The 14,418-nt window shown below is 63.3% G+C and carries 10 protein-coding genes and 1 pseudogene; 3 read left to right on the forward strand and 8 right to left on the reverse strand.

Annotation, left to right across the window (positions count from 1 at the left end):
- The first annotated feature begins 67 nt into the window (after positions 1 to 67).
- On the forward strand, positions 68 to 1,039 hold the full coding sequence (locus EP867_RS13530) for a TDT family transporter (RefSeq protein ID WP_128490018.1): 972 nt from the start codon (positions 68 to 70) through the stop codon (positions 1,037 to 1,039).
- Between the two features lie 132 nt (positions 1,040 to 1,171).
- Positions 1,172 to 2,620: an IMP dehydrogenase gene (guaB, locus tag EP867_RS13535; RefSeq protein ID WP_128490019.1), complete on the forward strand. Its 1,449-nt coding sequence runs from the start codon at positions 1,172 to 1,174 to the stop codon at positions 2,618 to 2,620.
- A 228-nt stretch (positions 2,621 to 2,848) separates the two neighbouring features.
- Here the strand turns inward: guaB and EP867_RS13540 are convergent, their stop codons facing one another.
- Both EP867_RS13540 and EP867_RS13545 read right to left on the reverse strand, forming a co-directional pair.
- The gene (locus EP867_RS13540) at positions 2,849 to 4,225 is read right to left on the reverse strand and encodes a GGDEF domain-containing protein (RefSeq protein WP_164888871.1); all 1,377 of its coding nucleotides are present in this window, start codon (positions 4,223 to 4,225) and stop codon (positions 2,849 to 2,851) included.
- Positions 4,226 to 4,346: 121 nt separating this feature from the next.
- Positions 4,347 to 4,838: a GNAT family N-acetyltransferase gene (locus EP867_RS13545; RefSeq protein WP_128490021.1), complete on the reverse strand. Its 492-nt coding sequence runs from the start codon at positions 4,836 to 4,838 to the stop codon at positions 4,347 to 4,349.
- A gap of 285 nt (positions 4,839 to 5,123) precedes the next feature.
- Between EP867_RS13545 and EP867_RS13550 the strand changes: the two genes are divergently transcribed.
- On the forward strand, positions 5,124 to 6,938 hold the full coding sequence (locus tag EP867_RS13550; protein ID WP_128490022.1) for a calcium-binding protein: 1,815 nt from the start codon (positions 5,124 to 5,126) through the stop codon (positions 6,936 to 6,938).
- A gap of 47 nt (positions 6,939 to 6,985) precedes the next feature.
- On the opposite strand, the gene EP867_RS13555 is transcribed toward EP867_RS13550, so the two are convergent.
- The 6 genes and pseudogenes from EP867_RS13555 to EP867_RS13580 form a co-directional block, all read right to left on the reverse strand.
- On the reverse strand, positions 6,986 to 7,663 hold the full coding sequence (locus tag EP867_RS13555) for an ABC transporter ATP-binding protein (protein ID WP_128490023.1): 678 nt from the start codon (positions 7,661 to 7,663) through the stop codon (positions 6,986 to 6,988).
- Complete coding sequence (locus EP867_RS13560) at positions 7,660 to 8,865, reverse strand: ABC transporter permease (RefSeq protein ID WP_128490024.1); 1,206 nt, start codon at positions 8,863 to 8,865, stop codon at positions 7,660 to 7,662. Before EP867_RS13560 ends, EP867_RS13555 begins: the two co-directional genes overlap by 4 nt.
- On the reverse strand, positions 8,866 to 9,933 hold the full coding sequence (locus EP867_RS13565) for an efflux RND transporter periplasmic adaptor subunit (RefSeq protein ID WP_128490025.1): 1,068 nt from the start codon (positions 9,931 to 9,933) through the stop codon (positions 8,866 to 8,868). It lies immediately after the preceding gene.
- A gap of 714 nt (positions 9,934 to 10,647) precedes the next feature.
- Positions 10,648 to 12,921 (reverse strand): Hint domain-containing protein, encoded by a 2,274-nt coding sequence (locus EP867_RS13570; protein ID WP_128490026.1) that lies wholly within the window; start codon positions 12,919 to 12,921, stop codon positions 10,648 to 10,650.
- A complete protein-coding gene (locus EP867_RS13575) occupies positions 12,921 to 13,601 on the reverse strand; it encodes a calcium-binding protein (RefSeq protein ID WP_128490027.1) in 681 nt (226 codons plus the stop codon). The genes EP867_RS13570 and EP867_RS13575 overlap by 1 nt, the downstream gene beginning before the upstream one ends.
- Positions 13,602 to 13,985: 384 nt before the next feature.
- Positions 13,986 to 14,177: pseudogene (locus EP867_RS13580) on the reverse strand (winged helix-turn-helix domain-containing protein); the annotation flags it as partial.
- Between the last annotated feature and the right edge of the window lie 241 nt (positions 14,178 to 14,418).

Below are 14,418 nucleotides of genomic sequence, written 5' to 3' on the forward strand. Positions count from 1 at the left end.
GCCGCCTTGGCAATGGGTGGCAAAGCGGCATTATGGCGCGCAGTATTTGCCCTGCCGGGGATGACCGATGTCCGCACTGCCTCCACCTGCCGCCCGCCAGATCGGCGCGCGTGGTCTCTTTCGCCGCATGCCCCCGGCGGTTTTTCCGCCCCTGCTGGGGCTGACGGGCCTCGGCCTCGCCTGGAGGCGGGCGTCCGAGCTGACCGCCCTGCCGGGCGCTCTGGCTGAGATGCTGCTCGGGGCCATTTTCCTGCTGTGGTGCTTTATGATCGGGGCCTATGCCTCAAAGGTTCTGCGGCGGCCCTCAGTGCTGCGCGAAGAGCTGACGCTGCTGCCCGGTCGTGCGGGGCTGGCGGCGGCGGATGTCTCGGCCTTTCTGATGGCGGCCGTGGTGGCTCCCTATCTGCCGGAGCTGGCGCTCGGCATCCTTGCGCTGGCCGTGACCTGTCACCTCTGCCTCGGCTTTGCGGTGCTGAAAGCCTATTTCACCGGGCCGGAGGAAGCGCGGGTGATCACGCCGGTCTGGCAGCTGATCTTCACGGGATATATCATTCTGCCCTTCACCCTGGCCCCGCTGGGCTATACGCAGCTGGCGCATCTGGCCTATGGCTATGCGGTCTTTGCCGGGGTGACGCTCTGGCTGCAGGGGCTGTGGATGCTGATCCGACGCATCCCGCCTGCCCCGCTGCGCCCGCTTCTGGCCATTCACCTGGCACCGGCCAGCCTGATGACGCTGTCGTCGCTGATCCTTGGCTATGAGACGGCAGCGCTTGTCTTTGCAACCCTTGCCTCCGCCATCTTCATCGCCCTGGTCCTGAGCGCGCGCTGGATCACCGAGAGCGGCTTTTCCCCCTTCTGGGGGGCCTTCACCTTCCCGCTGGCGGCTTTTGCCAATGCGCAGATGGCGATGGGCTGGCAGATCACCGGCATCTGTGCGCTGACTGCCGCCAGCGCCATGGTGGCCTTTGTCGCCTCCAGAGTCTGGCAGATGTGGGCGCGGGGGACGCTGGCGATCAAAACCAATACACCCACCGCGTGAATACCGCCTGAAGATCAGGACAAAGCGCCGCAGAAGCGGCGCTTTTTGCATTCCGAAGGCCCTGCCCTCTTGCACTTTCCCGCTGATCATGAAACGGGAAACCGCCAAATGGTAAACCCCCAGGAGGCTCCCATGCAGATTCGCGAAGCACTTACTTTTGATGATGTGCTGTTGGTCCCCAACGCATCGAACGTGCTGCCGTCTGATGCGGATACCTCGACCTTCGTTACCCGTTCGATCCGCCTGAACATCCCGCTGCTTTCCAGCGCGATGGACACCGTGACCGAGGCCCGCATGGCCATTGCCATGGCGCAATCGGGCGGCATGGGCGTGATCCACCGCAACCTCGACATTGAAGCCCAGGCCCGTGAAGTCAGCCGCGTGAAGCGTTTTGAATCCGGTATCGTCTATGCGCCGATCACCCTGCGGGCCGATCAGACCCTCGCCGATGCCAAGGCGCTGGCAGAGCGTTACAATATCTCCGGCTTCCCGGTTGTTGATGCCGATGGCCGCGTTGTGGGCATCGTCACCAACCGCGACATGCGCTTTGCAAGCGACGACAAGACCCCGGTTTCGGTCATGATGACCACCGACAATCTGGCCATCCTGCAGGAGCCGGCAGACCGCGACGCGGCCATCAGCCTGATGAAAGAGCGCCGCATTGAAAAGCTGCTCGTTACCGATGGGGCGGGCAAGCTGACGGGTCTTCTGACCCTCAAGGACACGCAGAAGTCGGTTCTGAACCCGCAGGCCTGCAAGGATGAGCTGGGTCGTCTGCGCGTGGCAGCGGCCTCGACCGTGGGCGATGCAGGCTTTGAGCGTTCCGCCGCCCTGATCGACGCGGGCTGCGATCTGATCGTCATCGACACCGCCCATGGCCACTCGGCCGGTGTGGCAATCGCTGTTGAGCGCATCAAGAAACTGAACCCCAACGTTCAGGTCTGCGCCGGCAACGTCGCAACGGCTGAGGCGACCCGTGCGCTGATCGGCGCCGGTGCGGATGCGGTGAAAGTGGGCATCGGCCCGGGCTCGATCTGCACCACCCGTATCGTTGCGGGCGTGGGCGTGCCGCAGCTGACCGCGATTGTGGATGCCTGCTCGGCCGCAGGCGACACCCCGATCATTGCGGACGGCGGCATCAAATACTCGGGCGATTTTGCAAAAGCGATCGCTGCGGGTGCAAGCTGCGCCATGGTCGGCTCGGCCATCGCGGGCACCGAGGAAAGCCCCGGTGAGGTGATCCTGTGGAACGGGCGTTCGTATAAATCCTACCGTGGCATGGGCTCGCTGGGCGCCATGGCCCGCGGCTCGGCGGATCGCTACTTCCAGAAAGACGCAGCATCCGACAAGCTGGTGCCGGAGGGCATCGAAGGTCAGGTCGCCTATAAAGGCCCGGTTGCCACCGTGCTGCACCAAATGGTCGGCGGTCTGCGCGCATCAATGGGCTATACCGGCAATGCAACCGTTGCAGAGATGCGGAAGAACTGCTCTTTCGTGCGCATCACCTCGGCGGGTCTGCGTGAGAGCCACGTCCATGACGTGCAGATCACCCGCGAAAGCCCGAACTACCGCGCCGGCTGATCGTGGCGTGTTGAACATTCTCCGGGCCGGATCGGCCCGGAGAGCAGGCCGTGAGGGTCTCAGGACCCGCCGCCATGGCCTGCGCTTCCCCCCTCCGGTCAGATCGGGGCAGCCGGATCCCGGCACCGGCAGAACGTCCGCAAGAACGGCCCGGACAAAGACGTCATAAAAATCCGTCTCCGCGTGAGGCAGAGCCCCCGCGCCCCTCTGCGCTGTGGGTCACTGCCCTCAGCTGGCCAGATGCACCCGATTGCGGCCGAGGCTTTTCGCCTCATAAAGCGCCTGATCGGCCGCCATGGTCAGGCGGTGGAAATCCGGCTCGCCATTATAGGCCGCGATCCCGATCGAGGCCGTCAGGCGGATCACCTCTCCCCCGGGCAGATGGATGTCGCGGCTGCGCAGGGCCTCAAGCAGCCGCTCTCCGAAGGCTTGTGCCGCCTCTGGGTCCATCTCAGCGAGGGTCACCAGAAACTCCTCCCCGCCATAGCGGAAGACGTAATCGCCGACCCGGGCCGTCTCAAGGATCGCCTCTGCGCAGCGGCGCAGCGCCAGATCTCCGGCGGAGTGACCATAAAGGTCATTGATCCGCTTGAAATGATCCAGATCGATCAGAGCCACCGCAAAATCCTGCCGCTGCCGCCGCGCCGTCTCAACCTCACGGGCGAGGATCGTATCCATAAAGCGGCGGCTTAAGACGCCGGTCAGGGCATCATGCCCCCCTTCGATCCGCGTCGCCTCGTTGAAGCATTGCAAGACCAGCGCACGCACTTCGGCTGCCGCGCTGTTGAGCCGCTCAAGCAGATTGCGCAGATCCTCTCCCCGCCGGATGCCCGGCAGCAGATCCGCATCAATCCGCGCCACCAGCGCCTGGGCGCGGTGAATTTCATGGGTGCCCTCAAAGAGAACATCGCCGCGATGGGTCAGCCAGAGCCCGAACTCTGAGCTGCGCAGATCCGGCAGATCCTCCAGCCGCTCGCGCGCGGCAATGATGAACATGGCCTCCTGCAGCCATTCGGCCATGGCTGCGCGCTGTGCCTCGCGCTCCTGCGACAGGTTTTTGCCGAGTGTAAACAGCCGGAAGGCCCCGGCGTTCTGCTCGCTCCGGCGGCTTTCGCCGACGGTGGCCGAATTCATGATGTCGATGGCAATGGACAGCGTTGAGGCCGCAACCCGCAGCATGGCCCGACGGCTCTGGCGCAGATCCTCTTGGGCGACAATGGCGTGGATCAGCCCTTCGGTCATCAGGCGCAGACCGCGCGTCACCAGTTTCAGCGGCAGACCGATGCGGGCGTGCACGGCCCCCGCATGGCATTGCACCCGCGCCATTTCGTCAAAATCCGGGACCGTCTCTGCCGGAAAAAGCGCTAAAAGCCAGCGCTGCAGGGCGCCGCTGAGACGGTCACGGATCAGATCCTGCGACAGAAATTCCCGCGCATCCGCGTCTTTTTCCAGTTCAGCATAAAAGCGCTCGACCAGTTCTGCCGCCTGCTCTGCCACAAGCGCCGCCAGCGCCACCCGGGCCGGAGGGACCAGCGCCTCCTGAAGGGCAGCCCATTCTTTGCTCAGCAGCTCAGCATCACGTTCGGCAAGGTTCGGCATAGTCATTCCAAAAGATCCGGTCAGACCGCACCAGACCATATCCTGGGGTGCGTTCCGCATTCTGATGAGCGCAGCTCAAAGGCGCAATCCGGCGCAGCGCCGCAGCTGTTGTCAAAGGGCAGATGTCTCAGAGGGTCAGGTCGCGGCGCATCCAGACCGCATCCTCACCATAGGCGGCCAGCTTCTGCCCCGCGACACCCGGCGCCGGGGCGAAGCCAAACCGGGACCAGAAGCCCGCGGTGCCATAGACCGAAACCAGCCCGGTTGAGGGGAAACCCTCCGCCTGAGCGAGCAGCCGCTCAATCGCCTGACGCGCATAGCCCCCCCCGCGCAGTTCAGGATCGAGCACCACATCGTGGATGTAGTACTGCCCGGCCTCTTCCGGGATCGCGCCGAGAAAGCTGTCGAGTGCGGGCGGGCTGTTTTCGCGGATCGGATGTGAGATGGCATAGCCCGCAAGCGCGCCGCCCGGCGCGTCCTCAAGGACCAGGCAGCCCTGCGGATAAAGGCGGCGCTTTTCCGCGATCACCTCAAAACGCTCGGGAAGCTCCGGATGGACACGATCGGCCAGGTCCAGAACGCCGGTCAGATCCTCTTCACGCATCTCACGCCACTGCACAACATTTTCCCTTCCTGGAGCCGCGCTGTGATGCCCGCGCCCGCCCGGGATTGCAAGACTACAGGCCGCGCGAGCCGGTCTCAACCACACAACCCCCGGTCGCCTCACAGTTTTTTGATCCTTTCAGGCTATCACGCAGCTCCGCGTTTCGGTGTTAGCATTCTGTTAACCGGTTCCTGCCTTGTGACGAGTGAAGGGCCATCGTGCCCGGTTTTAATGGTGTGACAGCCCCGCCCCGGCCCGCTGAGCGGCCCCGGCCGCGGCGCTGTGGGGGAGGGCTGACGTATGCCGCAAACACTGAGAGGCGGCCCGGGGGATGACCGGCTGGCCACTTCGGACACTGTCAACCGCATCTATGGCTACCAGGGCAATGACACTCTGACCACGGGCCTCCATGGCGGTGGTGCCTGGGGTGGCGCGGGGGATGACACGCTGACCGGCGGCGGCCGTGGGGTGGTGCAGAGCCATCTCTACGGCGGGGCCGGGGCTGATACCCTTTATCTCGACGTCTCAGACAGCACGGCGCCCTATGGCGATCACGTCTGGGGCGAACAGGGGGCGGATAAGTTCATCTTTGTCGGACGCAGCGGGTCCGATGCACGGATCACCGGACGGATCGATGATTTCGATTACTCGCGCGATGAGATCTGGATCGATGACACCCGCCTCGATCTGCGAAATCTGCCCGCAGGGGTGCGGATTGTCAGCCTCTATGCCCAGCCCTGGCTGCTCATCGACGACCGGATCCTCTATTCCCTGGAGGGGGCGCGAAAGGTCGAAGGGCTGATCCGCCCGCCGCCCGGCTCGGACCCGGAGGGCAATGCCAATGGCGAAGAGCGCCACTTCATCAACTGGCCCGAAGAATGGGCCAATGGCGTGCCGCGCAGCGCCGACATTCCCTATGAGGATTACGTCGCCTATTTCCCCCGCGACGAGGGTCCGCACCGCGACTGGGAAATGACCACGCCGCGCTACACCGCCGGACATGACACGATTGACGGTACCGATGCGGTCGAACGGCTGATCGGCGGCGACGGCAATGACCGCCTTAACGGTCAGGGCGGCGATGACCTGATCCATGGCGGTGAGGGGCATGACACCCTCTCTGGCGGCGCGGGCAACGACTCCATCTCAGGCGGCCTCGACAACGACATCCTGCGCGGCGGCGCAGGCGCGGATATCCTCTACGGCGGCTCAGGGCATGATACGCTTTACGGTGGCAGTGAAGACGACCGCCTGCATGGCAATGGCGGCCGTGATCTGATCTATGGCGGCGAAGGCAGTGACACGCTGACCGGCGGCACCGGAGATGACCGGCTTTACGGCGGCGAGGGGGATGACCTCCTTTATGCCTCTTACCCCGATGAAACGGCGGCCCCCTCAAACTACAGCCAGGATATCCTGTCGGGGGATCGCGGCAATGACACCCTGGTCGCCGCAGAGGGGGGCGAGGTCACCATGACCGGCGGTCAGGGCGCAGATGTCATGATCGCCGCCAAAGACGCGAGCCTGGTTCTGACCGATTTTAAGCCCGGAGAGGACTGGCTGGATCTGAACGGCGAATTGCCCGAAGGGGCCGATCCCGCCAGCCTGCTGCAACCCCGGACCCGCCCCGGCGAGAGCCAGCCACAGGATCTGCTGCTGACGCTTTCAGGTTCAGCCAGTGTGTTGTTACAGGGTCTGGCCGATGTCGACCGCGCAGCCCTCCTGGCCTCTCTGGGTCAGAGCGTGCCCGGCCGCCCGCCGGAGGTGCCGGATCCGGACACGGGAAACGGAAACGGCGAAGCGCCGGATGAGGAAACCGAACCGCCCCCCGCCACAGAGGAGGAGGACGAGGGCGGCGGCGATTGTTTCGTTGCCGGAGCCAGCTATCAAAGTGACCGCCATCCGGATGTTTTGTGGCTGCGCGGCTACCGCGACAACGTGCTGCGCCGCTCAGACGCGGGACGGCGCTTCATTACCTTCTACTACCGCCACGGGCCCGCAGCCGCTGCCTTTATCCGCCGCCACCCGGCCCTGCGCCCGTTCTGTCTGACGGCATTGAAGGCCCTGGTGCGGATGGGGCGTAGATACGTGGGGCTGCCCGGACAGCCACAGTAAAATTGTGCCACCGCGCACCGGATCGCCCTGCCCGCGACGGCCCGTTGTCAGGCCACCCGGCCGTCGTTCAGGGTGATCCGCCGGTGACAGGCAGCGGCGATTTCCGCGTCATGGGTTGAGATCAGAAAGGCCGTGCCCTCTTCGCGGTTCATCTCGGCCAGCAGTTCCATGACCTGATCCGCATTCTCACGGTCCAGATTGCCCGTCGGCTCATCGGCCAGCACCAGAGAGGGCTGGTTCATCAAAGCCCGCGCAATGGCCACCCTTTGCTTCTGCCCGCCCGAGAGCGCCGTGGCGCGGAAATTCATCCGATGCGCCAGCCCCACCCGCTCTAGCAGAAGACGCCCGCGGGCTTTTTGTTCAGAGGTCTCGCGCCCGGCGCGGACGGCTGCGGGAAAGATCACATTTTCCAGCGCGGTCAGATCCGGGAACAGATGGTGAAACTGAAACACGAAGCCGATGCGCCGGTTGCGAAAATCGGTCAGTTCTGCATCCTGGGCGGCCATCAGATCCTTGCCAAGCATCAGATGCTCGCCGCTGTCCGCCTTCATCAGCGTGCCCATGATCGACAAAAGCGTGCTTTTGCCGGAGCCCGACGGCCCGAGAAGCGCTGCAAACTCGCGCTGCGGCAGGCTGAGGGTGACGCCTTTCAGCACCTCAGTGCGCGCCTCTCCCTCACCGAACCCTTTGCGCAGATCGCGCAGTTCCACCAGAAGATCCGTCATTGGCCGATCACTTTCACCGGGTCGATCTTTGAGGCTGCCCGCGCCGGCAGCAGCGAGGCCAGAACCGCGCCGATCGTCGTCAGAAGAAGCGCCATCCCGTAAGCGCCCTGACGGTAATCCACCGGCATGACCGGGGTGACCCCGATTTCGGGCGGCGGAATGTGAGACAGAATGGCAAATCCAAGCCCCGCCCCCAGCGCGCCGCCGCACAGACCAATCAAAGCGCCCTGCAGGATGAAGACCGCCAGCACAAAGCCCCGCCGCGCCCCGGTCGCGCGCATAATCCCGATCTCAGAGCTGCGCCGATAGGTATTGACCAGCATGGCCGAGGCAACACCGATCACGATCGTCACCAGACTGAACCCCTTGATCATATCGCCCGAACGTTCCTGCGCTTTCAGCCCGTCGAGAAGCTGCGCATTCCCGCTGGTCCAGCTTTCCGCACGGTAGCCGGTCAGCGCCGCAAGCCGCTCTGCCATCCGGTCGGCCTGCGACAGATCCTCAAGGCTCACCTCAATGCGACTGATGCCCTGGGGAATGGCGAAGAGCGTCCGGGCCGTCGGCTGGGAAATGAAGATTGAGCGACGATCAACGCCCTCAACCCCCAGCTCATAGATCCCCGTGATCTGCAAAGCCCGCTCCTGGCCACGATCAGACTGCAGCCGCAGGATCTGCCCGACCGAGACTTTCAGATCCTCTGCCAGGGCCTTACCGATCAGCACGCGGTTTGAGCCAAGGATGGCATTCCCCTCAACCAGACGCGCGCCGAAATTCGCGATATCTAAGACGCGCTGCGGCTCAATCCCTGTCACCGACACAGCCGCCCGGGCCTGTCCGCGCATCAGAATGCCATTCCCGATGATCTGCGGTGAGACGCCCTTAACCCCCGGCGTGGCATCAAGCACCGGGATCAGCGCCTCCGCCCCAGCCAGCAGTTCGCGCTGGGCCGTCTCCGCCTGAGCGACCGTAAGTGACAGCCCCTCCGTCCCCGGAAGAAGACGCGCCTCTGCAGGTGGCGGCGTCAGGGTGACATGCGAGATCTCTCCCACCGTGCGCTGAACAAGATATTGCCCAAGCCCCCCGATCAGCGCACTGATGAAGACAAAGAAGAACACCCCCAGCGCGACGCCCGCGATCAAAAGCGCCGTCTGCCCCCGCGAAGAGGCAAGATAGCGCCATGCCAGCTTGGCAGCATAGAGCATCTATCCGACCCTGATCTCATCGCCCGGCGAGAGTTTCACCGGATCAAGTATCACCTGCTCGCCGGACTGCAGGCCCGCGGTCAGCATCACACGCTCGGACGGCCAGTCAACGATCTCGACCGGACGCACCACGGCGCGGCCTTTTTCGGCCACCAGCACATGCCAGGCAGCACCGCGCCGCACAAGCGCCGAACGCGGCAGCGACAGCGCCTCAGGATATTGCGCAACAATCAGGTTCACCTCGACGGTCAGACCGATCGGCAGCTCTGCGGGTTCCAGGAAACTGACCTCTATGCGGCGCCCCCCACTGTCGGGATCAAGCCTCGGCGCAGTAAAGGAAACTTCGCCGTCGCGGATATCGCTTTGCCCGATGGCACGCAGGCGGGCCGAAAGCCCTTCTCCAATCCGCCGGGCATAGAGTTCATCCACTTCGGCCTCGACAAGGATGTCTTCGGGATCTGCAAGCGTCATCAGCGTATCCTGAAGGGTAACCTGCTGCCCCTCCTCCACCCGACGGGAGAGCACCACCCCGTCGGTTGGCGCAATGAGGCGATAATGGGCAAGTTCACGCTCCACCTCTGCCAGAGCGGCGCTCAGCCGCAGGCTCTCCCCCTCAGCCGTGGCAAGCGCCAGTTCCGCAGCCTCGGCATCGGCGCGGGAAATCACACTGGCCCCCAGCCCCTGAGCACGCCGTGCCGCCGACCGCGCCTGGGCCTCACGCGCCTTTTGCACCTCAAGCGCCGCACGGGCCTGATCGCGGCGGGCCTCGACCTGCCGGTCGTCAAGCGCCACCAGAAGATCGCCGCGCGCCACCCGCTGCCCTTCAGTCACCGCAACCTTCGTCACATAGGCCGAGACCAGCGGCCGGACAGCCACCTCTGCGCGCGCCCGGACGTGGCCATTGAGCGCCAGAACCAGCGAGACCGGAGCCGGTGTCATGACCTCAGTGGCAACCCAGGGCGGCGGGTTGTGGAACGTCAGAAATGCCCCGCCTGCGCCCAGCGCCCCCAAAGCGCCAAGGCCCAGAACCACCTTTCTCCGCCCGGAGGCGCCCTCGTCTGTCGCCATAGATCCTGCCCTATCCTTTGCCGCCCTGCGGTCCTGTCAGGAATATAAGCGGTTGAAACGCTTATGACAGTCCCCTCCGGCAATCTTGCGCCCCTGGCCGGATAAAGTTCCCGACAGATCGACGGACTGCAGGCACGACCCAAGCCAAAGCCCGACCATAGCAAGGCGACAGGAGACCCCTGCTGCGGCAAGGCGCAGCCCGCTTCCCCACTGATCGCTAAGCCGCTGCAAGGGCTGCTCCGGTTCGGCGCACGCGAAAGTCTATCCTGGAGACAGAAAAAACAGATATCCGGTCCGGATCGTCAAATCCCCCAATTGAAACATATAGGGAACATTGTGCCTGTCACTCGTGAAGATTTCCTGACTGCACTCCAGAAAAAGAGCTTTCACTAAGAGGAAGGGGCACCGACTGAGGCTCTCCACTTGGGCATATCACTACGCCCGCTCACCAAGCGCGTCATCTGCGTTGATCCTGCGGGCCGGTTTCCCCACGGAAAGGACATAACGCTTCCTGCCCAGCCTGGTCGAAAAAAATTCCGGCCACCCATCGCAAAATCGCCGGTGCCGTGCGACATATCCTGAGATGGGTAGCAGACCTCGGCTTAAAAAAATCATCTCGCCCTGAACAAAATGGGAACATGCTTGCTTGAGTTGAGGATCTCGCCACCAGAGGCAGAGGCACGTAAGCCCGGCGCGCCCCCTGATCTCTGCGTTCTACTGGCAGGTCTGAACCACGGAAGACTCCGCAGGGCTGAAGGAAGGCCCCGATAGCCGGTCAAGGTAGTGCAGCGCCCGCTTGCCCTGCAGAAATGCGGCCGCAGGCTCTGGCAACCAGCCATAGCGAAGCGCCGGATAGAGGTGATAGATCTCTTCACGAGAGGCCGGATCGAGGGAATTCATGGCCTTCGGACCGGGCCAAAGGCTTTCTGCCGCCACGCCCTGCGCATCAAGAAGCAGATGGCGATCAAAGAGAATATGAACATAGTCAACGCCCTGCGGAAGAATGACACGCCTTACGCCCCTCCGGCCAAGCAGGAGACGCGCAGCCAGCAGCCCCCCGCCCGGCTCCAGCTGAAGACGATGATTTCCCGAAAGCAGCAGGTCTGCGGCGGGACAACCAGGCCCCAGCGCATGTGCCGGGATCAGAACCGGCCGCAGATAGGGCATTATCTGCATCTCATAACAGCTCACACGTCGCAGCCCGCACCATGTGACGCGCTCAGCCCGGCCACTGCGCGTTGAAACCAGATCCCCAGGACGCAGACTTCCTGCGGCTCGCCCCCCTTTCGGCGTCTGCAGGACAGTCGTTGCCGCAAAACAGATAACATTGGTATTTTCAACGGTCAGATCGCTGCCTGCCACCGGAACTCCGCCGTTCAGAATCCGCAGGGTGAAGCTGTCCTGAAAGCCATTGGCGGGGGAGATATCGCTCAGGACACCATCCGCCTGATCGGCCCGCAGCCAGTCGAGCGGCGTGCGATAGACGGGCTCTCCCATAGCGCTGCGCGCGGCATTCATCACCGCCAGCGTCGAGGCATTATAAAAATGAGAGAGATCAACAAAATCATTGTTCGACCGATCGCCGTCGCGGATATCGCCGCCTGTGGCGGTGTTGAAATCAGCAATGACATCACCGGAGCCGACGTAGAAGGTATCAAAGCCCTCTCCGCCATAGAGACTGTCCGGCGCATCGTCAGGGTCAATATGGTAGTGAGTCTGACCATCGACGAACCGGTAGCTGCCCTCGCCACCACCGATCATGTCATTCCCCTCTCCGCCATAAAGCGTATCTGAGCCGGCGTCGCCGATAAGGGTATCGTCCCCAGCACCGCCCTCTAGGTGATCCGCGCCGCTGTCCCCAAAAAGCGTATCGCGCCCGGTGCCGCCGAAAAGACTGTCCGCGCCGTCACCGCCGCTGAGAAGATCATCATCCTCCTCGCCATAGAGCCTGTCGTCGCCTGCGCCGCCGCTGAGAAGATCGTCCCCCGATCCGCCATAAAGCGTCGCGGCCCCGGGGCCGAAGACATTAAAATAATCGCTGCCGTCGCCACCATGTGCCTCGACAGAGGCCTCCGCAGTCAGCTTATCGTCGCCGGAACCACCGTAGATGGTGCTGACCCCGAGGCCCGGGGCCGCAGAGACGCTGATATCATCAGCGCCCTCGCCTCCGCAGATGTGATGCCCGCCGCCATAGACGTCGATAATATCATCACCATCCTCCCCCTCAATCCAGCCCGGCGCCGCCGCGTTCTGCAAACTGCCGAGGCGAATGTCGTCATTCCCTCCGCCGCCGTAGATCGTCGCGGCATCCCCATCCCGGATAAGGTCCGCCCCCTGGCTGCCAAAAATCAGATCCTGCCCGTCGCCGCCGTAAAGGGTACTGGCCTGATCCCCGCCACGCAGGGTGTCATCTCCCTCGCCACCGTCGAGATGGCCGCCGTTTGCAACCTCAAGATAATCATCCCCGGTACCACCATAGAGGGTATCGGGCCCATCTCCGCCAAAGAGCTGGTCGTTCCCGGAGCCGCCGCTCAGAAAATCGCTGCCACCGGCCCCGAAAAGGGTGTCACCCCCGGCACCACCGAAGAGCCTGTCATTGCCGCTCCCCCCATCGAGAAGATCGGCGCCGCTGCCGCCATAAAGACTGTCACTGCCGGCCCCGCCATAAAGCTCATCCCCGACAGGGTCGGTTACCTGGTCATGGGCATTGTGGCCGTGGACTTCATCATTTCCCTCGCCGCCGTAAAGGAAGTCACTGCCGCCGTCGCCGCTCAACAGATCATCACCGGCATCACCGTGGATCGTATCACTGCCAAAGCCGCCGAAGATCGTGTCGCGATCGTCAGCGCCCCCGCCTCCGTCACCGGTGTAACCGACAAGAAGGTCATCCCCTTCTCCGCCCTTCAGGAGATCCGCGCCCTCACCGCCATAAAGGTGATCCTGGCCTTCATCGCCGTAAAGACTGTCCTGGCCCTGGCCCCCCGACATCACATCATCACCGCGCCCCCCCCCCAGATCTGGTCATTGCCGCGCCCGCCATGCAGAGAATCGGCCCCAGCGCCGCCATAAATTGTGTCATCGCCGCCGTATCCGAAGGCGAGATCGGCGTCGGGGTCCGCCGCCGGAGCGTTATCGCCGCCGTCCATCCGCTCGCCGTGACGATCACGGTAGCCCGAATCCATCAGATCGCCGCCTTCCGTGCCGTCGACCACGAAATCATGCTGCAGGGCCCCGTAATAGAGCTGCGGCGCATCGATCGCAGAGCGGATGGTATCGTCCGTTCCGGCCTGCAGGGGGAAATCCGACGCAATCCCGATGATCTGCCCGTCCGCCGTCCCTATGACATAGACCACACCCTCAAGCACTGCGGGTTGGCCGTTCACCTCACCGGTATAGGTGACGCGGAAGCCATAATTCGGCTCGATCATCGTGCCCTGAGGCAGAACTGAGCCATTCGCGAGAATGAGATCTGACCCCAGTTGTGTGCCGGTCGTCGCGTCCTGAAACAGGGTATCGCTGTCCGTCACCTCAAGATGTGTCGGCCCGCCGCCGAGGTAGTTGAAGCCCGTGTTCAGATAGGTGTCCGACGCGTCTTCGGACTGCGTGAAGGGGAGCTGCCCGGACGCAGAAGAAAAACCACTGAGTTCGTAATATTGTAAAACCGCCACGACCGCCCCCTGGCACTGACACCACCGGGACAACTCTGCCGCAGAGGGGTTAAAACTTAGTTCAGAGGAAACAGGAAACGACGAAGTCCGTCACGATCTGCTGTGGATGCGCCTCACAGGCCGCCTCGCGAAGATTATGGCAACAAGCTCCTGCCCCCCTGCTGGCTGTTGGGCATTGGAAAAGAAGCAGCCTTGCCTCACAACAGAGTGAGGATGTGGCCACCGGTTCGGCTGGACAGCTAAGATCAGATAGAAAGCCCCTCCTCCTGAGCAGGGTCATAGCGGATGACCGCAGGGCCGGGCCTGTGGCCGGTCGGCAGCGCCCGACCCGGCCCCCGCGCAGGAGGGACCAGGTGGGTTCTTGCCGGACCCAACGGTCTGTTCTCAGGCCATGCTGATCTCGCGCAGCACCTCTGTCTGCGGGTCGCGCAGGACATATCCGCGCCCCCAGACCGTCTCGATATGGCTGTCGCCCCCCGTCGCCTCAGCAAGTTTTTTTCTCAACTTACAGATGAAGACGTCGATGATCTTTAATTCAGGCTCATCCATCCCGCCGTAGAGATGGTTCAGGATTATATAGATAATTACATGAAATCATGTAGTTAATGCCCCGTCGAGGGCTGGACAAACGCAGAACAAACGATGAATTTGGAAACGGGCAAGACCCCCTGCCCGACACAATCTACCTTTTTTGCAGACGGGGCGGCCGGAGTGATACCGCCCCCACTAGGAACCTCTCGTCACGTCCTGAGTTTTAGGGTCCGTGGACATTCATCGTAAAGCGATGATGGCCGCTGCGAGATACCAGTTGGCAGCA

It is taken from the genome of Falsigemmobacter intermedius (genome assembly GCF_004054105.1).
Lineage (GTDB): Bacteria > Pseudomonadota > Alphaproteobacteria > Rhodobacterales > Rhodobacteraceae > Wagnerdoeblera > Wagnerdoeblera intermedia.

Excerpts from the sequence above, each read along its gene's own strand:
- EP867_RS13555 (WP_128490023.1), bottom strand. The coding sequence starts at position 7,663 with ATGACGGATCTTCTGGTGGAACTGCGCGATCTGCGCAAAGGGTTCGGT.
- EP867_RS13560 (WP_128490024.1), bottom strand. The coding sequence starts at position 8,865 with ATGCTCTATGCTGCCAAGCTGGCATGGCGCTATCTTGCCTCTTCGCGG.
- EP867_RS13540 (WP_164888871.1), bottom strand. The coding sequence starts at position 4,225 with ATGACTATGCCGAACCTTGCCGAACGTGATGCTGAGCTGCTGAGCAAA.
- EP867_RS13550 (WP_128490022.1), top strand. The coding sequence starts at position 5,124 with ATGCCGCAAACACTGAGAGGCGGCCCGGGGGATGACCGGCTGGCCACT.
- EP867_RS13570 (WP_128490026.1), bottom strand. The coding sequence starts at position 12,921 with ATGTCGGGGGGCCAGGGCCAGGACAGTCTTTACGGCGATGAAGGCCAG.
- EP867_RS13530 (WP_128490018.1), top strand. The coding sequence starts at position 68 with ATGTCCGCACTGCCTCCACCTGCCGCCCGCCAGATCGGCGCGCGTGGT.
- guaB (WP_128490019.1), top strand. The coding sequence starts at position 1,172 with ATGCAGATTCGCGAAGCACTTACTTTTGATGATGTGCTGTTGGTCCCC.
- EP867_RS13565 (WP_128490025.1), bottom strand. The coding sequence starts at position 9,933 with ATGGCGACAGACGAGGGCGCCTCCGGGCGGAGAAAGGTGGTTCTGGGC.